Annotated in this window: 22 protein-coding genes, 1 tRNA gene and 1 pseudogene; 13 read left to right on the top strand and 11 right to left on the bottom strand. The window is 64.5% G+C overall.

Annotated elements, in window-relative coordinates; genetic code table 11:
- Positions 1-423: 423 nt before the first annotated feature.
- From mcrB to EI28_RS08565, 11 genes and pseudogenes are all read left to right on the top strand, one after another.
- Positions 424-1727 (top strand): annotated as a pseudogene (gene mcrB, locus EI28_RS08610) (coenzyme-B sulfoethylthiotransferase subunit beta).
- Positions 1728-1743: 16 nt separating this feature from the next.
- On the top strand, positions 1744-2214 hold the full coding sequence (gene mcrD, locus EI28_RS08605; RefSeq protein WP_048114202.1) for a methyl-coenzyme M reductase operon protein D: 471 nt from the start codon (positions 1744-1746) through the stop codon (positions 2212-2214).
- Positions 2215-2303: 89 nt separating this feature from the next.
- Entirely contained in the window at positions 2304-3068 is a 765-nt protein-coding gene (gene mcrG / locus EI28_RS08600; protein WP_048114201.1) for a coenzyme-B sulfoethylthiotransferase subunit gamma, read from the top strand.
- 5 nt (positions 3069-3073) lie between these two features.
- Positions 3074-4780: a coenzyme-B sulfoethylthiotransferase subunit alpha gene (gene mcrA / locus EI28_RS08595; RefSeq protein WP_048114200.1), complete on the top strand. Its 1707-nt coding sequence runs from the start codon at positions 3074-3076 to the stop codon at positions 4778-4780.
- Positions 4781-5136: 356 nt separating this feature from the next.
- Positions 5137-5304, top strand: coding sequence for a hypothetical protein (locus EI28_RS14055; RefSeq protein WP_155937317.1), 168 nt, complete (start codon positions 5137-5139; stop codon positions 5302-5304).
- Positions 5305-5727: 423 nt separating this feature from the next.
- Positions 5728-6810, top strand: coding sequence for a DNA polymerase IV (gene dinB / locus EI28_RS08590; protein ID WP_048114199.1), 1083 nt, complete (start codon positions 5728-5730; stop codon positions 6808-6810).
- A gap of 52 nt (positions 6811-6862) precedes the next feature.
- Complete coding sequence (locus tag EI28_RS08585) at positions 6863-7693, top strand: ATP-dependent Clp protease proteolytic subunit (RefSeq protein ID WP_052379710.1); 831 nt, start codon at positions 6863-6865, stop codon at positions 7691-7693.
- 97 nt (positions 7694-7790) lie between these two features.
- Entirely contained in the window at positions 7791-8255 is a 465-nt protein-coding gene (locus tag EI28_RS08580; protein ID WP_155937315.1) for a hypothetical protein, read from the top strand.
- Between the two features lie 171 nt (positions 8256-8426).
- A complete protein-coding gene (locus EI28_RS08575; protein ID WP_231476676.1) occupies positions 8427-8741 on the top strand; it encodes an HNH endonuclease in 315 nt (104 codons plus the stop codon).
- Between the two features lie 118 nt (positions 8742-8859).
- Complete coding sequence (locus EI28_RS08570; RefSeq protein WP_231476675.1) at positions 8860-9690, top strand: tetratricopeptide repeat protein; 831 nt, start codon at positions 8860-8862, stop codon at positions 9688-9690.
- A 48-nt stretch (positions 9691-9738) separates the two neighbouring features.
- Positions 9739-9948 (top strand): GyrI-like domain-containing protein, encoded by a 210-nt coding sequence (locus tag EI28_RS08565; protein ID WP_048114195.1) that lies wholly within the window; start codon positions 9739-9741, stop codon positions 9946-9948.
- Positions 9949-9958: 10 nt separating this feature from the next.
- Here the strand turns inward: EI28_RS08565 and EI28_RS08560 are convergent, their stop codons facing one another.
- Positions 9959-11440 (bottom strand): alpha-amylase family glycosyl hydrolase, encoded by a 1482-nt coding sequence (locus EI28_RS08560; RefSeq protein WP_048114194.1) that lies wholly within the window; start codon positions 11438-11440, stop codon positions 9959-9961.
- 182 nt (positions 11441-11622) lie between these two features.
- Positions 11623-12834, bottom strand: a complete 1212-nt coding sequence (locus tag EI28_RS08555) for an NAD(P)/FAD-dependent oxidoreductase (RefSeq protein ID WP_048114193.1) — start codon at positions 12832-12834, stop codon at positions 11623-11625.
- A gap of 128 nt (positions 12835-12962) precedes the next feature.
- On the opposite strand from EI28_RS08555, the gene EI28_RS08550 reads away from it, so the two are divergent.
- On the top strand, positions 12963-14165 hold the full coding sequence (locus EI28_RS08550) for a radical SAM protein (protein WP_048114192.1): 1203 nt from the start codon (positions 12963-12965) through the stop codon (positions 14163-14165).
- A 32-nt stretch (positions 14166-14197) separates the two neighbouring features.
- Here the strand turns inward: EI28_RS08550 and EI28_RS14415 are convergent, their stop codons facing one another.
- From EI28_RS14415 to EI28_RS15485, 8 genes are all read right to left on the bottom strand, one after another.
- The gene (locus EI28_RS14415) at positions 14198-15352 is read right to left on the bottom strand and encodes a DUF2795 domain-containing protein (protein WP_231476674.1); all 1155 of its coding nucleotides are present in this window, start codon (positions 15350-15352) and stop codon (positions 14198-14200) included.
- 202 nt (positions 15353-15554) lie between these two features.
- The gene (locus EI28_RS14865) at positions 15555-17132 is read right to left on the bottom strand and encodes a DUF2795 domain-containing protein (RefSeq protein WP_082223136.1); all 1578 of its coding nucleotides are present in this window, start codon (positions 17130-17132) and stop codon (positions 15555-15557) included.
- 152 nt (positions 17133-17284) lie between these two features.
- Positions 17285-18595 carry a methyl-coenzyme M reductase glutamine C-methyltransferase gene (locus EI28_RS08525; protein WP_048114191.1) on the bottom strand — a complete coding sequence of 437 codons (1311 nt, stop codon included), beginning with the start codon at positions 18593-18595 and terminating at the stop codon, positions 17285-17287.
- 46 nt (positions 18596-18641) lie between these two features.
- Complete coding sequence (locus EI28_RS08520; RefSeq protein WP_048114190.1) at positions 18642-19319, bottom strand: hypothetical protein; 678 nt, start codon at positions 19317-19319, stop codon at positions 18642-18644.
- A 66-nt stretch (positions 19320-19385) separates the two neighbouring features.
- Positions 19386-19817, bottom strand: a complete 432-nt coding sequence (locus EI28_RS15500; protein WP_369792275.1) for a hypothetical protein — start codon at positions 19815-19817, stop codon at positions 19386-19388.
- A gap of 50 nt (positions 19818-19867) precedes the next feature.
- Positions 19868-20461 (bottom strand): hypothetical protein, encoded by a 594-nt coding sequence (locus tag EI28_RS15495; protein ID WP_369792274.1) that lies wholly within the window; start codon positions 20459-20461, stop codon positions 19868-19870.
- Positions 20458-21423, bottom strand: coding sequence for a hypothetical protein (locus EI28_RS15490; protein WP_369792273.1), 966 nt, complete (start codon positions 21421-21423; stop codon positions 20458-20460). The genes EI28_RS15495 and EI28_RS15490 overlap by 4 nt, the downstream gene beginning before the upstream one ends.
- Positions 21420-22262 (bottom strand): hypothetical protein, encoded by an 843-nt coding sequence (locus tag EI28_RS15485; protein WP_369792272.1) that lies wholly within the window; start codon positions 22260-22262, stop codon positions 21420-21422. The genes EI28_RS15490 and EI28_RS15485 overlap by 4 nt, the downstream gene beginning before the upstream one ends.
- 80 nt (positions 22263-22342) lie before the next feature.
- Between EI28_RS15485 and EI28_RS08505 the strand changes: the two genes are divergently transcribed.
- Positions 22343-23230: an ABC transporter ATP-binding protein gene (locus EI28_RS08505; protein ID WP_048114189.1), complete on the top strand. Its 888-nt coding sequence runs from the start codon at positions 22343-22345 to the stop codon at positions 23228-23230.
- A 372-nt stretch (positions 23231-23602) separates the two neighbouring features.
- Here EI28_RS08505 and EI28_RS08500 read toward each other — a convergent pair.
- Positions 23603-23676: transfer RNA gene (locus tag EI28_RS08500), tRNA-Lys, on the bottom strand.
- Positions 23677-23689: the final 13 nt, after the last annotated feature.

Here is a 23689-nt window from a genome sequence, read left to right as displayed (position 1 = left end):
ATATTTTTACATCCAATCTAGATAATCGGGTACGGTTGAATACTTTTTAAGAGCAGTAACTTTAATTATTGCTATTAGTGTTGTTCTACGTAATATTTAATATGTCTCTTTTGCAGGCCCTTCTCAGGGGCGATAACGCCTGACGGGCATCGGAAAGAAATCCTTTTTAAGGATCGAGTTCAATTATTTGAACCATTGAATCCCGGTTTTAAAATATCTTATTGGAAATATAATTGATATTAATATTACTTTTTGCAAAAAAATCCGTCTTATTTCGCAAATTTTATTAATATGTCTCCTTCTACTCTTATAGTCCCTTTTGGGACGTGCAGTAGCGGCCTTCAGGGATCCGGAGCTGGTGTTTGCCCCGTGGTCTCTCGCATGAACGGAACGTATTGAACAAGGGTAAAAGGATGAAATACTATGGCTAAATACACGGAAACAATCGATCTCTATTCTGACGATGGGAAGCTGCTCAAGAGCGGCGTCACCCTCGACAGAATCAGCCCGCTGGTTAACCCGGCCACAAGTAAGATCATCGACCTGACCAAGAGAACGATCAACGTGAACCTCGGAGGAATCCAGGATGCGCTCAAGACCGGGAAACTTGGAAAGGGCAAGATCAAGGGAAGAGAACTCGATCTCCCCATCATGGAGAACAAAGACGCGATCGTCGCCAAGATCAAGGAGATGATCCAGGTTGAAGAAGGCGACGACACCGAGATCCTGGAGTTCAACGGAGGAAAACTCCTGCTCGTCGAGGTCCCGTCGAAGCGCCTGATCAACGCGGCAACCTACGATGCCGCGATCACGTCGGTTGCAGCCGCGACCACCTTCGCGATCGTCGACCAGTTCAACATCGACGGCTTCAACGCATCCACCGTCAAGGCGGCCTGCTGGGGCAGCTACCCCCACACGCAGGATATGCAGGGTGCGCTTGTCACGTCGATCCTGAACATCCCCCAGAACAACGAGGGTATCGGCTACGCTCTCCGGAACATCCCCGTCAACCACACCGTCATGATGACCGGCAGGAACGCCCTGCAGGGTGCAGCACTCTCGTCCACCCTCGAGACCGCCGGTATTTTCGAGATGGGATCCGCCGTCGGGCCGTTCGAGCGTGCCCAGCTGCTCGGCTACGCCTACCAGGGCCTGAATGCGAACAACATGGTCTACGACCTCGTCAAGGCAAACGGCGAGACCGGAACCGTCGGTACGGTCGTCCAGAGCCTGGTCGAGCGCGCCATCGAGGACAAGGTCATCACCCCGGGCAAGAAGGCGGGTACTTCCAGTTCTACGACACGAAGGACCCCATGCTCTGGAACGCCTACGCCGCCGCAGGAACCATGGCAGCCACCATCGTCAACTGTGGTGCCGGACGGTTTGCCCAGGCGGTCTCCGCGACGCTCCTCTACTTCAACGACCTGCTTGAGCACGAGACCGGTCTCCCGAGCACCGACTACGGCCGTGTCATGGGTACCGCCGTCGGGTTCTCGTTCTTCAGCCACTCGATCTACGGTGGTGGCGGCCCCGGTATCTTCAACGGCAACCACGTTGTGACCCGGCACGCAAACGGTGTGGCTATCCCGTGCGTGGTCGCCGCAGCGGCGCTCGACGCCGGAACGCAGATGTTCTCGCCCGAGAGCACCTCCAAGCTCTTCGCCGACACCTACGGTAAGATCGACGTCTTCAACAAGCCGATCGACCAGATCGCAAACGGAGCCTGAGCGAGCAGAGATTCGAATGACGAACGCCGCATTTCCGCAACTCAGGATTGTGCCCGTACGGATGCTCAAACCTGAGACAGCAGAACGCCTGCTCAATATGCTTGCCGACGTCGCCGGCATCCGCCGGATGATGATCCACGGGCCCGGCCTGCCGAAGGTTGTCCCTTACGGACCGGCACGGGGGAGCCCGAACCCTCACTCCGACCGCAAAGCGATCCGCGTCGCCGACGCCGAGATTGCATTGCGTGTCCAGGTGGGCATGGTCATCCTGGAGGTCGAGGACGCTTCCGTCATCGAGGAGGTTCGGTCGCTCTGCGACGGCTTCTTTGTGGAGTTCCCCTACCTGCTCCAGGAAGGCAGGTTCATGAAGACCGCCCCGACGCTCGTGGACTACGCGAAATATGGGCCGGACGCCGATACATCGCTCATCGGTCTCACGGATCCCCGGAATGGGGAGAGCCCGGTGGTTATCCGGACGAAACAGTGACGCGAGGCACGCAAATTCCGGAAATATGGCTGTAACTCATTCAAGACAGGAAATGGATAAGATATCAATCACTTTGAGGTGAATGAAAAATGGCATACAAGCCCCAGTACGGTCCCGGGACATCGGTTGTCGCCGAGAACCGGCGCAAACAGATGAACCCCAACCAGAAGCTTGAGAAGGTTCGTTCCGTAACGGATGAGGACATCGTGCTGATCCTCGGCCACCGCGCTCCCGGATCGGCATACCCGACCGCTCACCCACCGCTCGCCGAGCAGCAGGAGCCCGACTGCCCCATGCGCAAGCTCGTCAAGCCCACCGAGGGTGCGAAGGCAGGCGACCGTGTCCGCTACATCCAGTTTGCGGACTCGATGTTCAACGCCCCCTCGCAGCCCTACCAGCGGACCTACACCGAGATGTACCGCTTCCGCGGTATCGACCCCGGTACGCTCTCCGGCCGTCAGATTGTCGAGTGCCGCGAGCGCGACCTCGAGAAATACTCCAAGGAACTCATCGAGACCGAGATGTTCGACCCCGCTCTCGTCGGCATCCGTGGTGCGACCGTGCACGGCCACTCGCTCCGTCTCGCTGAAGACGGCATGATGTTCGACATGCTGCAGAGGAACGTCCTCGGCGATGACGGCATCGTCAAGTACGTCAAGAACCAGATCGGTGAGCCCCTCGACCGTGCGGTTGCCGTCGGCAAGCCCATGGACCAGAAGTGGCTCAAGGCGCACGCGACGATCTACCACTCGCTCGTAGGAACCGCCTACCGTGACGACACCGAGTACATCGAGTACGTCCAGCGCATCCACTCGCTGAGAACGAAATACGGCTTCATGCCGAAAGAGGAGTGATTACAATGGCAAAGATTGAAAGATCCCAGAAGCTGTTCCTGAAGGCCCTCAAAGAGAAGTTCCAGGGTCAGGACGTCGAGTCTGAGACCGCCGAGTTCTACAACTTCAACGGTGTCCGCCAGTCTCCCCGTAAGATGGAGTTCATGAAGGCAAGCCGCGCCGTCGAGATGGACCGTGGCGTCTCCATGTACGACCCCGAGCGCTGCCACCTTGGTGGCATCCCGATGGGCCAGCGCCAGCTGATGACCTACGAGGTCTCCGGCACCGGCGTCTTCGTCGAGGGTGACGACCTGCACTTCGTCAACAACTCTGCGATGCAGCAGTTCTGGGACGATATCCGCAGGACCGTCATCGTCGGGATGGACCTTGCTCACCAGACCCTGCAGAAGCGTCTGGGTAAAGAAGTTACCCCCGAGACGATCAACGAGTACCTCCACATCCTGAACCACGCGATGCCCGGCGGCGCCGTTGTCCAGGAGCACATGGTCGAGACCCACCCCGGCCTCGTCGACGACTGTTACGTCAAGGTCTTCACCGGCGACCAGGAACTCGCAGACGACATCGAGCCGCAGTTCCTGCTGGACATCGAGAAGCTCTTCCCCGCCAAGCAGGCCGAGGAACTCAAGGCCGAAGTCGGCAAGAGCATGTACCAGGCGATCCACATCCCGACCGCGGTCTCGCGGACCTGTGACGGTGGAACGACCTCCCGGTGGTCTGCGATGCAGATCGGTATGTCCTTCATCGCTGCGTACCGCATGTGCGCCGGTGAAGCGGCCGTCGCCGACCTCTCCTACGCCGCGAAGCACGCAGGCGTCGTCCAGATGGGTTCACTCCTGCCCGCCCGGCGTGCCCGTGGCCCGAACGAGCCCGGCGGTATCAAGTTCGGTCTCTTCAGCGACATCATCCAGGCGAACCGCAAGTACCCCAACGACCCCGCAAAGGCCTCTCTCGAGGTCGTCGGCGCCGGAACCATGCTCTACGACCAGATCTGGCTCGGCTCCTACATGTCCGGCGGTGTCGGGTTCACGCAGTACGCGACCGCGGCCTACACCGACAACATCCTCGACGAGTTCACCTACTACGGTATGGACTACATCAAGGACAAGTACAAGGTCGACTGGCGCAACCCGAGCGCGGACGACAAGGTCAAGCCGACTCAGGATGTCGTTAACGACATGGCGACCGAGGTCTGCCTCAACGCCATGGAGCAGTACGAGATGTTCCCGACCATGATGGAGGACCACTTCGGCGGGTCCCAGCGTGCCGGCGTCATTGCCGCTGCCTGCGGTCTGACGACCTCTATCGGTACCGGCAACTCCAACGCCGGTCTGAACGCCTGGTATCTCTCCATGCTCCTGCACAAGGACGGATGGTCGCGTCTCGGCTTCTTCGGCTACGACCTGCAGGACCAGTGCGGTTCCGCGAACTCCCTCTCCATGGTCTCCGACCGCGGTCTGATGGGCGAACTGCGTGGCCCGAACTACCCGAACTACGCGATGAACGTCGGACACCAGGGCGAGTACGCCGCCATCGTCGGCGGTGCCCACTACGGGCGCGGCGACGCGTTCTGCTACAGCCCGCTCGTCAAGGTCTGCTTCGCCGACCCGAGCCTGAGGTTCGACTTCGCCGAGCCCCGCCGCGAGTTCGCGAAGGGTGCAATCCGCGAGTTCATGCCCGCCGGCGAGCGTTCGCTCATCGTTCCGGCGCGGTAAACAACTCCATAACCCCTTTTATTTGCACGTCCTCATAATCCGCGATCGCAAACATTCCTGCCGATCAGCTGGAGAAGGTGGAGCGAGTGGTTCTCACTCGCCCACGTATTATGAGCCCATACATTCATATCACGAAGTCTGCTTGTTTTTAGTAATTTGTTCGCACTGCCGGTCATTCCGGCCGCCATTATGCCCGCCCCGGTCGCCGGGAGGCGCGCGGGGGTTGGGATGGGGTGCGTGGTGGTAGTGGGCGAAACCCTGCTGCAGAGATGCTCCACACCCGGGGTGCCTGGGGGCTCAGGCAAGTGTAAGGCTTGAGGAAAGCCCGAAAACAGATTTTTGCGAAAGGTGTAGACATGGATTCGTGGGAAACGCCCCGTACACTGGACCGTGAGGATATCGCCATGACTGCCCCCGCCCCCTGGGGCGGGGTGCGACGGGTCGTAGAGCCGGAGCATGAGCACCGTAGGTGCGGGGAACGACTGCTGGAACAGCAGGAGTTTGAGCACCGCAGGTGCGAATGAGGAGGCCGGAGGCCGGGCGGGGTGGGGGTCAAAGGTAGAGCCTTACGGGGTAGAGACAGGGGAGGGGGGATGCCCCCTCCCCGTCAGCCCCACCTCGCACCTTCGGTGCTCGAACTCCGCTCCTGCGGAGCGTCGTTCCCCCAAAGGCGATATCCCCTTGGAAGCCGTTGTCGGGCTTTTGCATAGCCTTGCAGATACGCTCGGAAGAAGCTTAAAGATCTTAGACCTGATGGGCGGCCTGGCGTATGAGAATTCTCAAATGCGCCCTCTAATTGCCTCAAGATGCAACTCCGGCCGCTCCCGTCCCATATCCGGCACCCATGCAGACCCTCTCTCACCCCTGCACTTTCGCCCCACGCCACCAAACTCCCTATATCGCCGGACCTCCAACACTCCCGTAAGAATCCGGGAGGACTTCACAGAGTGACAACCGGCGGCAGGATCGTCCTGCACGTGGATATGGACAGTTTCTTTGCCTCCGTCGAGGTCCGCCGCGACCCGTCCCTTGCCGGGAGGCCGGTGATCGTGGGCGCCGACCCGAAGGGAGGAGCGGGCCGCGGGGTCGTGAGCACCTGCTCCTACGAGGCCCGCCGCTACGGGGTGCATTCCGGCATGCCGATCTCGCGGGCGTACGACCTCTGCCCGCACGGCGTTTACCTCCCGGTGGATCGCCCGTTCTACGTCAGGGTCTCGGAGGAGATCATGGCGATCCTCTCCCGGCACGCCGGGCGCATCGAGCAGGTGAGCATCGACGAGGCCTACCTCGACGTCAGCGCTGCCGGCAGTTTCCCGGCAGCGGAAGCGCTCGCCGCCCGGATCAAGCGGGAGGTCCGGGAAGAGACGGGACTCACCTGCTCGGTCGGGGTCGCCCCGGGCAAGGCCGTGGCGAAGATCGCCTCCGACTATGAGAAACCCGACGGGCTGACCGTCGTCCGTCCGGACGAGGTCGCCGGATTCCTCACCCCCCTGCCGGTGGAGAGGATCCCGGGGATCGGGAAGAAGACCGGCGAGGACCTCCGGCAGGCGGGCGTCCTGACCGTCGGCGACCTTGCACGCCGCGACGTCCAGGAGATCGTCGCCCGGATGGGGAGATCCGGCGTCCGGGTGCACCGCCTCGCCCTGGGCATCGACGACGGCGAGGTCCGGGGCAGGGAGGGATGCAAATCCGTCTCCCGGGAGACGACGTTTGAAGCGGACATCGCCGACCCGCCCGTCCTCGCGGGAACCCTCGCAGAACTTGCGGACGATGTCGCGGCGACGCTTCGGGCCGAGAGCCTCCGGTGCCGGACCGTCACCGTCAAGGTCCGGTACCGCGGCTTTCAGACGCACACCCGGTCGCGGACGCTCCCGCGGTTCACCAGTGACCCGGAGACGATCCGGCGGGCCGCTTCCGCCCTGCTCCTGCCGTTCCTCAACGGCGAGCCCGTCCGCCTTATCGGGGTCAGGCTCTCGACGCTCGAGGGCGGGCGCACCCGGCAGGCGTCGATCGACGAGTTCCTCTCCTGAACAGTCCCGCGGAGCGAACCTTCTTTATCGGGGATGCGCATTACGCTCCGGCATGCCCGACCTCTGGACGGTACTCCTCGTCGCCGTCGTCCTCCTCCTCTTCGCAGTGCCGGTCGTCCAGCAGCAGGTGACCCGGGCCCGCCGCCTGCGGGCGATCCGGGATCTCGAAACCGAGCGCCGGACCCGGGTCATCGCCCTCATCCACCGGCAGGAGCGGATCGGCTTTCTGGGCATCCCGCTCTTCCGCTACATCGACATCAACGACTCCGAAGAGGTTCTCCGGGCGATCCGGCTCACCGCCCCGGAGATGCCGATCGACTTCATCCTCCACACCCCCGGCGGCCTGGTCCTCTCGTCGGAGCAGATCGCGATGGCGCTCCGGCGGCATAAGGGGAAGGTGACGGTCTTTGTCCCGCACTACGCCATGTCGGGCGGAACGCTCCTCTGCCTCGCTGCCGACGAGGTGGCGATGGACGAGAACGCCGTGCTCGGCCCGGTCGACCCCCGGATCGGGGAATACCCGGCGGCTTCGCTCCTGCGTGTCCCGCGCCTGAAACCCCCGGAGGAGATCGACGACGAGACGTTCGTCCTGGTCGACATTGCGGCGAAGGCCCAGACCCAGATGCGGGAGTTTGTGACCGGGCTCCTCCAGGAGCGGATGGACGGCGGGCGTGCGGACAGCCTCGCACGCCTGCTCTCCGGAGGAACGTGGACGCACGACTACCCGATCACCTTCGAGCAGGCCCGGGAACTCGGTCTCCCCGTCACCTCCGGTATGCCCGCCGGGATCTACCGGTTGATGGACCTCTTTCCCCAGGCGATGCCCCGCCGCCCGTCGGTCGCCTACGTCCCGATCCCCTACCGGGAGGAGAAGAAAGGATGATGTTTTATTCTCCTCCCTGGGATCTGCGAAAAATACCAATGAAATTCATTTTAAAATTCCGGAACCAATATTGCTTTGTTTGCGGCCCGCACCCGCGGTGCTTCTGTTGGTGCGGGACCGGCAGGAAGCGGTAACAATGACTTCGACCATGACGCGTGCACTGCTCGTCTGCCTGTTCCTCGCAGCGGCCCTTCTCTCTGCAGGATGCACCGAACAACAGTCTTCCCCGGGAGAGGCGATGGATACGAAGTTCCGGGGCGAGACCGCCGGTTACGACGACCGTGTGGAGTTCCGGTTCGTCCCGGACACCGATGAGCCGGGAACCTACAGCGTGACCTGTACCATCGAGCGGGACGTCTCGTGGGGAACGACGATCGAGACCCGCGAGAACGTGCGATACGAGAATATCTCCCGCGCCAACCCCATCGAGGTTGTCGTCCCACGCGAGGCCCCCTCGGACGGCGTAGCGATCGAGATCGAGATCCGGAACGCCGCAGGCGACGTCCTGCACCAGAGCCGGACGTCCGTAGGCCCCGTGACACCCGTCCCGACACCGTCGTGATCCGCGGGGACAACCCACCCCTTATCCCGTCCCGCGACCCACCTTCTTCTGATCGTGAGCACCGACCTTCAACTGAGTCTGGACGCGTTTGACCGCTCAAAACCTCCCCTCTGCGGAGATAATCCCGGCCGGAACGGTTTTCGCCGGCTCTGCCGCCAATGCCCTTTTGCCGTGAGGGACGGAACCGTCGTCTACTGTGAACGGTTCGAGATTCCCATCCGGGCACGGGACAAGTATACCCTGCGGCGATGGAAGGAGACGCGTAGCGATGTGCTTGAGCGCGACGGGCAGCGGTGCGCCGTCTGCGGCGGCGAGCGAGACCTCCACATCCACCATATCGACCGCGATCCCACGAACGATGATCCGTCAAACCTCATCACGCTCTGCGGCATCTGCCATGCCCGGGTGCATACCGAGCTCCGCCGCGAGGGAGGGATCGGACTGGTGTCGCGGGTGCTTCCGGCAGCACGGCGTCGTTTGGAGTGACGCGCCCGACAGGACTCTCCCGAAAGCCCGCAGGTCTACCTGCCGGGTCCGACTGCAGGGGTAACGATTATAATATATGCGCGCTACCAGTTGCGTGACCATGGGGGGAATGTCCAGCATGAGCATTACAGAGAGACTCTTCGGCAGGAGCGAACCCGAAGGCCGGGAAGGCGCCTGCACCGATTCCACAGTGAGCAGAAAAGCCGTCTCCCTTGCGCAGCAAGGACGGTTCGGCGAGGCAATCGATTGTTTCGACCGGGTGCTCGAATCCGACCCGGCAAACGTGAAGATGTGGAACAACAAAGGGGTCTTTCTCGATCTCCTGGGGCGAGACCAGGATGCACTGGACTGCTGGGAGAAAGCGCTCTCGATCGATCCGGGATTTGCTCCCGCCTGGGTCTCCCGGGGGATGCTGCACCGGCGCCGCAACCGGCTCGAGGAGGCGCTCGCCTGCTACGACCGTGCGGTGGAACTCAACCCGGACTCCGCGGTCGCCTGGTACAACCGGAGCGGCGTCTTCGTCGCGATGCACCGCCTGGACGACGCGGTCGCCTGCTACGAGCGCGTTCTCGCGATCGACCCTCACTTCGTGGCGGCCTGGACGGATCTCGGCTACGCTCACTTCCTCGGGCACCGGCACGAGGAGGCAATCGCCTGTTACGACCGTGCCGTCGCCGACGATCCCGGAAGCGTTCGGGTCTGGAGCCTGAAGGGCGGCGCCCTGTACGCGCTCGGTGAGTACCGGAAAGCGCTCGATTGCTTCGATCAGGTGCTCTCGATCGACCCGAAGTACGCCGCCGGGTGGAGCATGAAGTGCAGCGTCCTCTACCACCTTGGCATGTACCGGCATGCGCTTGCGTGCGCCGACAAGGCGCTCGAGATAAATCCCTCCTGCGAGCTGACCGCACAGGTCAGAAAAATGCTCCTCTCCCTCATCCAGAAGTGGTGAGGGGCCCCCGGATCGTTTCGGAAGGTTGACGCCGGCACCCGTCAAACTGTGCATCGCTGCGCCGGGAACTCTCCCCCGGGCCCCTATCCCGGGGTCGGGAAGGCTTACGAGCGGCTCTTTTCCTACATGAACGAGCACCGCCTCGTGCCGGCCGGCCCCTCGCGGGAACTCTATCTCAACGATCCCGGCGAGGTGCCGGAGGAGGAACTCCTGACCGAGGTCCAGTTCCCGGTGGAGGAGATCCCCCCGTCCCCCTGAAGGGGAACGGTCACTCTCCCTCTGTAGCGACCTCGAAGACGTGGCGGCCCCATCCGGGGATGTCCAGGTAGAGTCCGGGCGAGAGGAGCCCCTCGCCGTCCCGGTCGTAGGTTGCCTCTCCCATGAGGTCCCGGAGCCGGACCTCCTTCCCCGCGAGGTCCGCCCAGGGGAGCGGGACGTAGCACTGGCCCCGGTCGGGGGCGTAGTTGACGGCGACGATGTAGCGCTCCTCCTCCCTCTCCCAGGCGAAGGCGATGTACCCGTCGTGGGAGGGGTTCCCTTCCCAGGCGGGGGTGCAGTCGAGGAGCCGCCACTCTCCGTTCCGGAACGCCGGCAGGCGCAGGCAGGCAAAGATCTGCCGGTAGAACTCTTCTATGGCCGGGTCGGCCGGCTCCTCCGGGCCGCGGCAGAGGTGGACGGGGATCTTCTTGTGCCGCCCGGAAACCTGTCCCCGGTGAATGAACCGGAGACCGGGGCAGAGGAAGGCGAGGACGGCGGCTGCCCGGTGGCGGTCGGGCGGGAAGACCGCCGCCGCCCGGTTCTCGTCGTGGTTCTCGAGGAACCGGACTGACTTTTGCTGGTACTCCGGGTCCGCACGGAAATGCTCCCGCACCGGCCGGGCCGCTCCGTTCCGGAGCCGGTCGTAGAGGCGTTTATCGTAGGTGTAGTCGAATCCCTGCTGCTGGAGCGTCCACTCGAGGTCCCAGTAAACCTCCGCCACGAAGGTAAACCCGGGGTGCTCTTTGTGGACGCTTTCGATTGCGCGGGGCCAGAAGGGTTCCGTCTCCCGCCCCCAGGTCCGCCGGAAGATCTCCGGGAGGACGAGCATCGCCATGTCGCACCGGAGACCGTCGCACTGCCCCGCGACCCTCTGCAGTTCGGCGATCATCGCCTCCTGCAAGGCCGGATTGCCGTAATCGAGCTGCAGGGTGTCGGGCCAGCCGCCGGAGTAGGGGTCCCGGCCGTGGGCGAGGACGGCCGGGCCGCCGGGAAGGTTAACCCCGATGAACTCCTGCGGCCGGCGGGCGAGTTCCTCCTCCGTGCCGTGGATGTAGTAGTCCGGGCGATCCTGCACCCAGGGGTGGTCGGGTGCGGTGTGGTTCGGGACGAAGTCGAGCATCAGGCGGATCCCGTGCCGGTGCAGGCGCTCGCGGAACCGGGGGAGTGCCTCCGGCTCCCCGAGGTCGGGGTGGAGGAAGTAGCCGGCAACGGCAAAGGGGGAGCCGCAGATATCCTCCTCGCTAAGATCGGGGAGCAGACACCGGTACCCGGCGAGCCATTGCGCGTTCGAGCGGGAGACCCGGCGCCCGGCTTCCCCGGTCTCCCAGGCTCCCATGAGGTAGACCCAGGAGAAGCCGCACCCGGCCAGTTCCGCGAGCCGGGAATCGGGGATGTCGTCGAGCGTGAGGCGGCGCCCGGCGATCCTCGCGAGGTGGCGGAGCAGGACGCGGGCGTTGACCTCGTAGAGGGCGGGGTGGCGTGGGGTGTTCATGACTGCGGCGTTCTGGACGTATGGATGGATAATGGTATCCGCCGGACTGCTCTGCGGGGGAGTCGTTACTCGCACCTTCGGTGCTTGAACTCCGGCCCTGCGGAACGTCACACGCTTCAGGAACGTCGTTACTCGAAAATGCTTCGCATTTTCTCGAACTCCTCCCCCTGCGGGGGAGTCGTTCACCACACACCGGAATGGAGGTCGTCGTCACGCAAAAACCCCCGAAATGACCGGGTGCCCTGCACTGCGTCGATGACCAGGGTGTTCGTCGCCCGCATGAACGCCGCGAGCGGTGCATGCATCCGGGCGTCGAGGCAGTGGTAGACGAAGTTCCGGAGCGCCGTCTCCGCCCGCAGTTCGGGGATGAGGCGCCGGCGGAGGAGGGCGGTATAGGTCGCGGCGAGCGGTGCTCCGGCGGTAAGGTGGCGGTCGGCGGCGTGGGCGGCGAGTTCCGCCGTCCGGTGGGCGTAGAAGATCCCCTCCCCAAGGAGCGGGCCCGTAAACCCGCCTGCGTCGCCGACGAGAACCGTCCCCTCGTGGGCCGGGGAGGGGATGTAGTTCCCGAGCGGCAGGAGGTATCCAGCCGGTTTCCGGGCAGCGAACGCGGAGAGCCCGACGGACTTGAGGAACGCTTCGAACTTATCGCGGAGATTGCCACCGTTTGCCGATAACAGCCCCCCGATCCCCACGATGATCGCCTCCCTGTTCGGGAAGACCCACCCGTAGCCCCACCGGCAGGCGGCAAGGATCAGGTGGGGCGTGGCGAGGCCGTCATCCAGGCGGATCGGCCCGTCCTCGTTTACGAGCGTCTCCGCCTCCCTGCGGGGGATCGCAAGTTCCAGCGTCCACCCGAGGTTGTTTTGCCACCGCTTCCTGTCGACGACGCTCTGTGGGAGGGTGCGTCTGACCCGGCTGTGAACCCCGTCCGCCCCGATGATGACCCGGGCGGAATACCGGTCGCCGTCCGACGTCGTGACGGTCCGGCGGGCGTGGTCGATCCCTGCCGCTTCCGCGCCCGTGTGGACTTCCGCCCCTGCCCGTGCCGCCATCCCTGCAAGAAAAGCGTCGTAGCGTTCCCTGCCGGTGAAGTAGACCGGCTCCTCCAGGTCTTCGGCGAAGATGCGCCTGCTCCCGATGTAGAGCGCGTACCCCGTCCCGGTGAAGTCGAGCAGCCCTGCCTGCCGGAGCGCGGGAACCGGGAGGGAGAAGACCCGGTCGAGAAACCGGACGGTTTTCTGGCTGAGGCACCCTCCGCAGACCTTGTTCCGCGGATATGTCCGCCGCTCGAGGAGCGCCACGCTGTGTCCGGCCTCCGCGAGCAGGCAGGCGGCGGTGCTCCCGGCGGGTCCGCCGCCGACGACGACCGCATCGTATTCGGGCCGACCCTTCATCTCCTCTCTCCTCGCGATGATAGAGTCCGGTGGAGGTCATATCTCTTTCCCCGGAAGAGGAAACCGCTCCCGGACACTTTCACCCTCCGCGGAACAGGCTCTTTTACTCGCGGGCCGATGCTTCCGGTATGTCCGTTGCGGAGCAGAAACTCACCTATCTCACCGCTGCCGGGCGGTTCGACATCTGCAGCCCGGGTGAGTGCCTTCAACTCCTCCCGGTCGCGGTCGAGACCAGAGAGGTCTCTCCAACGCCGGAAATTCTGCCCGTTCCGCTCGATACCCTTCGTGCATCCCAAGAAACCCCTGACGGTCTCGAAGACCCGAATGCGCGAACCGTGATCGCCCCCTATATCTCCTACAACCGCCGGACGGGCGGGTGCGGGCGGATGCTCAAGATGCTTCTCAACGGCACCTGCTCCTACGACTGCGCCTACTGCCCCGTCCGTCTCCAGCGGGAGCCGGTAAGTTTCTCCCCCCGGGAGTTCGCCGACACCTTCTTCCGCCTCTGGCGGGACGGGCTCGTTGAGGGACTCTTCCTGAGTTCCGGCATCCCCCGGGACGTCGACTATGTGATGCACGATCTCGTGGAGACGGGGGAGATCCTGCGCCGCCGGGGTTACGGCGGCTACCTTCACCTGAAGATCCTTCCCGGCGCAACCCGGGCGGATATCCACGACGCCGCCCGCGTGGCCGACCGGATCAGCATCAATTTGGAGACGACGTCCCCCGACCGCCTCGGGGGCATTGCCGGGGTGAAGGACTACCGGCAGGACATCCTGAAACGCCAGTCGTGGGTGGCGGAGGAGAAGCCCGGCGGCCACACCACGCAATTCGTCGTCGGGGCCGCGGACGAGACCGACGCGGAGATCCTCTCCTGCCTCGCCGACCAGTACCGGCGGGTCCGGCCTTCCCGGGTCTACTTCTCGGCGTTCCGCTCCCTCCCCCGGACTCCCCTTGCATCGCACCCCGATACGCCGGCATGGCGGGCGCGGCGGTGGTACCAGGCCGACTACCTGCTCCGGGACTACGGGATCACGGCCGACGAACTCCGGGCTGCCCTCGACGAAGAGGGGTTCTTCCCGAACCGCGACCCGAAAGTCGTTCTTGCGACCGGGAGCGCACCGGTGGACGTCAACCTCGCCCCGCGCCACGACCTCCTCCGCGTTCCCGGGATCGGGCCGAAGGCCGCGGACCGGATCCTCAGCCTGCGGAGAGTGCGGCCGTTCACCGGCCCGGCCGACCTTGCGCGTGCCGGTATCCGGGGGAAGGCCGCCGCGCGCTATCTCATATTCAGTGAACGGGAGACAATCCAGACGAATCTTTTCCCGTAACTGCCGATCCGGTTTTTGAAAAAAAAGTAGGGCTACCTGGCCTTCCCGAACTCCGTGCTCACGTCGGCGGCAGAATGATATTTCCTGTCCTCGAACCGCTCGAACGCCGCGATCACGGTCTCCGGCGCATCGTTCTTCCGGGCGTGGGTTATGAGGTCCTGCCTGCCCGCCGGGTAGTCTATGCCCTTGAGGTAGGCCTGCAGGTCGGCAGCCGAGAGGTGCGCAAGAGACGGCGCTCCTGTCCCGGTCTCGCGACCCCGCCCGGCAGGCGTCTCGATTCCGGTCGGCTGCCGTGTGCGGGCCTCGCCGCCGAACTCCGCGCTGACATCGGCAGCCGACCGGTACGTCCGGTCGGGAAATCCTTCGAGCGTCGTGAGCACGCTCTGCGGCGCGTCGCGCTGCCGGGCGTGGGTTATAAGATCCTGCCTCCCTGCCGGGTAGTTCATGCCCGCAAGATAGACCTGCAGGCCGGCGGCCGAGAGGTGCCCGGGAGCCGGTCCCGTCGTCGTCGTGGGCCGTTCGGCCTCCGTCGCGGCCGGCGGCTCTCTCCTGACCTCCTCGACGACGGTCTCGCGGGGCGCGGTCCCGGCACCGGACACCGCCGTCTCGACCCTGCCCTTTTCCACGTCCTCGGCCTTCATCGCGGGCTCGAGCGTCGGAGCACGAGCCTCCGTCACCGGCCGGGCTTCCACCTCCTCGGCTCGTATCGCCATCCCTTCCCGGGGTGCTCGCTCCCGCACCTCCACCCGCTCCGTCGTGACGACCTCGCGGGGCGGCGCCTCCGTCCGGGTCACCGCCCGGGCCTCCTCCTGGCTCGGTGGGCCCATGGGGCGTCTTGACTCGATCAAGCTCCAGTTCGCTTCTCTCGGCCAATCGCCCTCCGAGAACCCGGGTTCGTTCTCGAGCCGGTACTTGCTGATGTTCACCACGAAGACATCGTCCCCCGGCCGGTAGACCATGGCCTCGATGGGAATCGCGAAGTGCTTCGCTCCGAGGCCGAACATGCCGCCCGTCCTGAGCACCGCATACGCCACTTTTCCCGTGGGCAGGCCGACCCGCAGGCTCGAGATCTCGCCGAGATCATAGCCTTCCGGGTTCTTCACCCGCTTCCCCACGACATCTTCGGATGAGAAGAAATCGTGCCCCTCCGTCCTCCGCACCCGCTGCTCCAGAATCGTTTCAGCCATTGCAACCACCATACCCCTGGCGTGCATTCGAAGGCGATCTTCACCTTCGCGCAGAGCGGGCGATGCGTGTTGTGACTATTTAACAGTTCCCCGGTTCCGGTACCGGGGTACCGGCGAAGCGTTCTCCGCCGTAAAATGGGCATGCGGGGGAGGCTGGGAGGGGTGTTTCCCGGCTCCCGCCTCCAGCGGGGTTCAGCCCCCGTCACCTGAACTTTCCGAACTCCGAACTCACGTCGGCGGCGGACCGGTATGTCCGATCGGAGAACCCCTCGATCGTCGTGATCACGTCCTGTGGGGCATTGTTCTTCCGTGCCTGGGCGACGATGTCCTGTTTGCCTGCCGGGTAGTCCATGTCCTTGAGGTAGACCTGCAGATCGGCGGCGGAGAGGTGGGTGAGGGAAGGCGCTCTCGTCCGGGTCTCGGGCCGCTCCTCTCTCCCGACACCCTCCGCACTGACCCCGGGTTCCCGCCGCGTCTCCATCCCGGTCGGCTGTTCTCCGCGGACCTCTCTCCCGAACTCCGCGCTTACGTCGGCGGCCGACTGGTATTTCCGGTCGGAGAAGCCCTCGATCGCCGTAATCACGTCTTGTGGGGCGTTGTTCTTTCGGGCGTGGGTCATGAGGTCCTGCCTGCCCGCCGGGTAATCCATGCCCTTGAGATAGACCTGCAGGTCGGCGGCGGAGAGATGGGTGCGGGGCGGCACCGTCTTCCGTGATGCCGGTGCCTCCTCGCGAACCTCCTCCATCCTGGTCTCGCGAATCTCTCTGGCAGGCGTCTCGATTCCGGTCGGCTGCCGGGTGCGGGCTTCGCTGCCGAACTCCGCGCTCACGTCGGCAGCGGACCGGTACGTCCGGTCGTTGAAGTTCTCAAGTGCCGTGATCACGCTCTGCGGCGCATCGCGCTGCCGGGCATGGCTGATCAGGTCCTGTTTGCCTGACGGGTAGTTCATCCCCGCAAGATAGACCTGCAGGCCGGCGGCCGAGAGATGCCCGGCGGAAGGCCCCGGAGTCATAAGCGATCGTTCGGCCTCCGTTACCGGCCGGGTCTCCATCGCGGCCGGCGGTTCTCTCCGAACCTCCTCGACGACGGTCTCGCGGGGCGCGGTTTCGACTATCCGCTCCCTCCTGACCTCTCTGACGCCGGTCCCCGTGGGTGGCGGGCCTTCCGTCATCACCGGCCGCTCCTCGACGGGCTGCTCCGCCGGCTGCTCTCCCCAGCCGCGTGCGACCGTCTGAACGGGCGGAGGCGTCGGAACGACCCTCTCCCTGCCCGGGGGCGTCGGCTCCGCAGGTGCCGTTGCGCCTGTCACTGCTGCGCCGGTGGCCGCTGCTGCAGCCGTACCCGCCTCCCGGGACGGCGGAACTTCCCTCTCCGTTACCGGGGCCGCGGGCTCCGTTGCCGCACGAGCCGGGGATGGTGTCCTGACCAGGCTCCAGTTCGCTTCGTGCGGCATCCTGTCCCGGGAAAACCCGGGAGAACTGTCCAGCGTCTGTTTATCAGCATCCACGATAGCACTCCTCTCCCCCGGGCGGGTGCGAACCGCCTCCCAGGGAATGGCGAAATGTTTCTCGCCGAATCCGAGGATCCCGCCGTAGGAGAGCACGGCGTATGTGATGCAGCCGCTATCGCGGTCTATCGCGATATCGCTGATGTCGCCGAGGTTCTCTCCTTCCGGGTTGCGCACCTTGATGTCCCGGATGTCGTGCGCACGCATCAGGTTCACCGTCTCCTCCCGTCCCGGCCGGGTCTCCAGCACCGATCCCATCTGTTGTTCAGCCATCGTATCTCCCTCCAACTCGTTTTTCTCGAAGAGGTTACCCCCTCAAGGCGGGGGAGTAGATGTTCGAGGATACTTAAGGGTTTCCGGCCCGGGCAAACCGGGCGGTTTCCGGCGGTAAAAAAGAAGAATAGGGGAGAATGCCGGCCCGGACCTTACGGTCGGGCGTAGCGGAGGATGAGCTCGGTCGCCGCCCTGATGTCCTGCCCCTGCTTCCTTGCCTCGGCGAGGTAGGTGTTGTAAACCTCGTCGGTCACGAGCCGCAGTTGCGGACGGAAGAGGTCGGCGTGCATCATCAGGTCAAAGCACCGTGCCTCGCTCTCGGTCAGGTTGAGCGCCCGGTATTCCCCGGTATGCGGCACGAATGCCGGGTTTTTGTCGCGGGGCGTCCTGACCGCGAGGTCGGCAAGCGGTGTCGCCGGGATGGGCTCGGCGCTGCTCACGAAGACGTCGTCGAGGGAGAGCGCGGCGATGAGATCCTTCGTCGCCTCGTAGTCCCGCTCCGTCTCTCCGGGGTAGCCGACGATGAAACTCCCCGCAACCCGGAGACCGTGCTCCCGGCACCGCTCCACCGCCTCCTCGACCTGCCGGACGGTCGCGCCCTTGCCCATCAGCCTGAGCACCCGCTCGCTTCCCGACTCGATCCCGAAGAAGACCCACCCGATGGTGTACTGCCGGACGGCGTCCAGGATCTCGTCGGTGATGCAGTCAACGCGGATATCGGGTGAGGAGATATTCTTTTGTCCCATCACCTCCGCCATCGCGCGAAGGAGCTCGATGAAGGCTTCCGGGTTCATCTCCCCGCCGGTGGAGCCGTAGAGCGACCCGGTCCCCCCGGAGACCGAGAGCCTTGTCGCCCCGTGCGCGGAAAATGCCTTCACCTCCTCGACGATGCTCTCGAGCGGCCGGCTCCGGATCGCCCTCCCGAAGAACCGGGGCACCTGGCAGAAGGTGCATCCCCCGATGCACCCCCGGTGGGTCTCGATGTAGGCGCTCGCTCCCCTGACGCTCTGGCTTCCGATGTCGTCCGGGATCAGGGGGAGCGGACGATCCATCGACGCCGGCGGAGCGGGCGGCGTCACGACCGGCCGGCCCGCGTCGAGGAACGCAATCCCCGAAAGATCGGGGGACACCCCCTCCTCGACGAGGCGGATCACCGTCTCCTCGCCCTCGCCGACGACCACCGCGTCGGGAGCAAGCTCCCCGAGCACCATCTCCGGCGCGGCCGAGACCGGCCCCCCGACGTAGACCTTCCCTCCCTGCTCGCGGTGAGTCCGGGCCAGGTCCCGGAGCGCGGGGTCGAGGAGGTGCTGGGTCGAGAAGAGGCTCATGAGCAGGACCGAGTCGTCGGCCGGCACGGCGGGCGTCCGGGTGAGCGTCACCCGGTGTCCCGCGTCGCGGAGGACGCCGCCGATCAGCATGGCGCCGTAGGTGTAGATGCCGGGGGAGAGGATCGTGATCTCCATGATACAGTATCGCCGGAACAGTATACAAAAGGTGGGGATCTGCCGGTCAGAGCGGCGCGGGCTGCCTGAACCGCCGGGCCTCGGCGACGGTATGGGCGGCCCTGTCCGATGCGGCGATCAACCGCGCCTGGAGCCGCATGATGTCGGCGATGATGGGTTGCGGGTTCTTCTCCAGCGTCTCCGCGACAACGGCGCGGGCCTCCCGGAACCTCCCTGCCCTGCGGAGCAGATCGACGAGGACGGCCTCGTCCGCCCCCTCCAGGGCGGCCAGCCGCTCCCCCTTCTCCCACGCCCGCCGCAGGAGGTCGGCGGCGCGTTTCCGGCAGATCCGGGCGGGCACGTCCTCCCCCTCGTCGTCGCAGACCCAGGCGGCATGGAGGGATGCCCACGCCGCCTGGGCCGGGGCACCGAGATCTTCCTGGATGATCGACCAGCAGAGGAAGGTGTTTGCGATACTCGGAAACTTCCGGGCGTCGAGTTGCCAGCGGTAGCGCGGGAGTTTCACCACGTCGGCCGCCCCCTTCGGGGCCTTGCCCGGGTCGGGTGCGCAGTAGCCGCAGGACGGGCACCGTTTCACCCATGCGTAGATGGTGGACCGCAGGGGTTCGGCGGGACGGGTGTCGAGGTCGCGCGACCCGACGCTACCCGCGGCCTCGGGGATGGTGAACCGGCAGGCCTCGCCGCAGACTGCGCAGGTGGTATTGAGGTGACGGAGGTGGATCATCGATGGGCTGAATGACCTATCCGCCGATATATAGTTTGCCCACGATGGAATGCGGCGAGATGACGGCTACGCTGGAACCCCTTCCCCGACCCGGCGGGCGTAGGCCGTTACCGCCCACCCGAGGAGCGCTGTTGCGCCCGCGACCAGCGCGAGGATCAGCCAGTGGACGGGACCGGCGGTGTCCACCGCGAGCCTGACCATGAGGTTCAAGGGGTTGTAGGGGACGGCCATGACGAGGAGGAAGACCACGACGAGCGCGGTCGAGAAGATGAACTGGGCGCTCGTCCGTTCGCGGTAGTGAAGCGCCACGAGAGCCCCGAGCAGGATGAGGAAGAGCCCGCCCGCCGAGGCGTGGAGGAGGATCGCGGCGGCGTTATCGACCGCGATGCCGTTGAACCCGAGAAGGAGGAGCCAGGCTCCGGCCTGAACCGGGACCAGAACCTCGCAGGCGGCAACCTTCCCCCAGACCATCTCCGCGAACGTGACCGGCGTCGACATGAGCGTCTCGAGCGTCTGGCGCTGGTATTCTTCGGTGATGAGGTCGATGATCAGGCGGCCGAGACGATCGCCGGGAGAAGGACGAGCAGCGGAATGAGGAGGCCGTAGACGAACTCGAAGAAGTTCTCGCCGCCGCCGGACTCGGGGAAGTTCAGCGAGACCGGGAAGGCGGTCATCCGCCCGGCCCGGACCTCCCGCAGTTCCTTCTCGTAGCCCTGGAGCACCTCTTTTACCTTGACGTTGATGACGCTCGACTGCAGGTCGTTCTGGATGAGGTAGAGCGTGACCATGACCGGCCCCTCGGCGTCGGGCGGGGTGTCCGGGACGTAAACCACCGCCGAGACCGCTCGTTCGCGGAGCGCCGCAAGCGCCTGGTCGAGATCCATCCGGTGGAGGATGAGGTCGTCTCTCTTCTCGAACTCGTCGATGAGCGGTGAGTCCGCCCCTGCGTAGCCGACGCCGTAGGTGACCGTCGAGTAGCCCTCGATCGCCTCCGGGTCGTACATGGCGGTGAGCCCCACCATCAGAAACGACGAGAACATCGCGATGAAGACCTGCAGGAGGATCGCAAAGACGATCGTCTTCTCCGACGAGAGTCCCAGGAGTTCTTTCTTCGCGATAAGGCCGATGTTTCGTCTTTTCACAGGAGCGCCCCCATCAGGAAGTAGAGGTTGTAGAGACTGTGCACCATGCACGCCGCGATGAGGCCCGGCCCGTAACCCTGCCGCCCCCAGAGCAGGAGGAAGCCGCCGGTGACGAGCACTCCCGCGATGTGGAGGAGGAGCGGCATCCAGAGCACCTGGAGGGAGAGGAAGAGGACGCTCCCGAAGATCGACTCGGTGATCTGGGCGAGCGTGGCGAAGAGAAGGAGTTTTTCACCGGCCAGGAACCCGAACCCGATCGCGACCGCCCCGAGGAGCAGGTTCTTCGGCGTCAGGAACCCGGGCCGCTCCCGTGCCACCGCGTAAAGCCCGATCGACTTCGCGAACTCCTCGATGAACGCCGCAGAGACGGTCAGGAGGACGAGGGAGAGCGGCATCGGGATGTTGAAGAAGAGGACGAGCGTCAGCATCTGGGCCATGAAGACGAACGGTATCGTGAAGCCGGCGAGCAGGAAGAGCGAGATGTGCGGGTGATCGCGGCCGATACCGCCCGAGACGAAGTCCGCGAGCCTTGAAGCAAGCGGCTTCTGCGAGAAGAGGCGCTCCTCGCGGAAGTTCGTGATGCCGACGTAGAAGAGGATGATGCTCGTTGCAAAGAAGAGCACCGTCGAGTAGACGTATTCCATGGCGGTGAACCCGTCGCCCTGGATATCGAGGACGACCAGGGTGAGGGGCGAGATGATGCTGATGACGTGGGTGTTCGCAAAGACCGTCGGGAAGAAGAGGTACGACGTGGCGAGGGTCGAGAAGAAGATCGAGACGAACGAGAGTTCCTTGAAACTCCGGGAGGCCATCCCGATGATCAGGGCGTTTGCGAGGAAGAAGAGGATGACCGGGACGAGCGGGAGGAGGATCGAGAGCGGCGCTCCGGCAAAGAGGGTTATCGCGGCCGAGATGAGGAGCATGATCGTGAAGTAGGGGAGCGCTTTGCCGACGACGATCACGCCGGCCGGATGGGGGTGGAGAGGAGCGCCTCGCCGGCCCTTCCCACCCGCTCGTTCATCACGCTCATCATGAAGAACTGCGAGGTGAAGTAGAGCGGGAAGATGAAGACGAACACCAGGATGATTGCATCGAAGGGAAGCGGCGCCGAGAGTTCCGAGGGCGTCCTGAACTGCTCCATGGCGGAATCGCCCGAGATGACGCCGGTGTAGCGCTCGATGGGGTGTCCGCTCCCCGTGTCGGCGAGGTGCTCCCGAAGGACGTCCTCGGAGATGGGCATTGCCGACGGTGGCGGTGTCACCGCTTCGACCGGGCCGGAGGGGACGGGCGGTCTTTTGGCGTCCGCCGGGGCACCGACCTGCTGCCCGCTCTGGGTCGCCAGGAAATCGATCTCGCTCTTCACGTATTGTAGGTCGATCCAGAGCGGGTAGGCGGCGAAGAGGTCGGGTTCTCCGGCGGCCACGTGGGATACGTAACCCTCGTAGTCGCGTTCGAGCGTTTTTGCGGCCGCTCGTCCTTTGTCCGTATCGGCGGCGTAGACCTCGCCCTGCAGGACGACGATGTCGTACGCGAACCGGCTCTCCCAGAGGGCCGCCCCGCTATCGAGGTAGGCGGTAAAACGGCTGTCGGGAGCGACGATCCGGGCGATCTCGGGGTCGTCGATGCCGACGCGATACATGCCGTCCTGCATATGGACGCCGCTCTGGGCGGCAAATGCCGTCACCAGCACCAGGAGGACGAGAAGCCCTGCCGCGAGCGGGAGGACGCTTCTCCCCATCGTGGTCATCGACCGGTTCATCTCCCAGGCGGCAATCGTCCGGATGGAGGAGGCGAGACTCATGGTAATCCCTGAAGGCTTCGGAGAACCATATCTCTGTGCAGCAACCTATTAGTAGGCATCGGAGACATAAGGGATACCAGATGATCACGGCCCGCTCTCTCGTCAAGCATTACGGCGACTTCCCGGCGCTGGACGGCGTCACGTTCGATCTCGACGATGCACGGATACTCGGGGTGATCGGGCATAACGGCGCCGGCAAGACGACGCTCTTGAAGATCATGGCCGGCCTTATCTCGCCGACGGCAGGAAGCCTCGTCGTCGACGGGGTTGACGTTGTCAGAAGGCCGCTCGACCCGAAACGGAACCTGGGGTACCTCCCCGAAGAGTCTCGGCTCTACGAGACGATGACCACGGATGCGTATCTCGCGTTCTTCGGCGAGATCTACGGTCTAACAAAAGCGGCAATCCGGGAGCGGCGCGACGAACTCCTCGATTCGCTCGCGCTCGATGCGGACGGGAAAAAGATCGGGGAACTCTCGAAGGGGATGAAGCGGAAGGTCGCGATCGCGCGGTCGCTGATGCACGATCCGGGGCTGCTCATCTACGACGAGCCCACCTCCGGCCTCGACCCCATGACCTCGCGGTCGGTGCTCGATTACGTCAAAAGTCTGCGCGAACGGGGCAAGACGGTGATCTTCTCCGCCCACAACCTCTTCCAGGTGGAGGAAGCCTGCGACCTCGTCCTGATCCTGCGCAGGGGGAAGGTGGTGGCGAAAGGCACCATGCCCGAACTCCGGGAGACTTTCGGGTCGCTCACCTACCAGGTCTTCTTCCGGGTGCCCGACCCGGCGGCGTTCGCGACAGCGGTCGACTATGCGGCCTCCGACGGCCGGTACCTTGCCGAGGCGCGTTCCGTCGAGGATCTGAACCGGACGACCGCGGCGCTTGCGGCCGACGGCGCGACGATCGAGCGGATCGAGTCGCATTACCCGACGCTCGAGGAGATGCTCCTGAAGATCGGGCGGTAAGCCCGGTCCTTTTTCAGGCGGAAAGTTTCGGGAATCCGCTCTTTTTTGACCCTGCCGCCTGACCTGCGGGAGGGGGTATGGAACGGGGTGTCTCCGGGTCTCCCCTCCCCGCGCAACGCTCTTGCGGGTTTTCCACCGGGGCAGAATTTATATAGCAGCGGCATATATGTGCCTTCACGATCCCGTTCCCGTCGCAGCAACCGGGCTCCCGTGAGAAACCCCGGCGCGGGCGGAGGCCGGCGGGGGTTGACCGGACGGCCGGGCGTCCCGTCCGCGATGGAGAAACCGCTCTGCGGATGAAGGATCGCGCGAACCGAACGTAACCGAAGGATCGATGTCGGGTGCAAAGGATGGAAAGAATCGGGTGTTCGACGGGCCTGAAGGGATTTGAACCCTTGGCCTACGGATTAAGAGTCCGTCGCTCTGCCGAACTAAGCTACAGGCCCATGTATCTGACCT

This window comes from Methanoculleus sp. MH98A, assembly GCF_000691865.1.
Lineage (GTDB): Archaea > Halobacteriota > Methanomicrobia > Methanomicrobiales > Methanoculleaceae > Methanoculleus.
The sequence above is the reverse complement of the archived record's forward strand: the minus strand, read 5'-3'. Positions and strand labels throughout refer to the sequence as shown.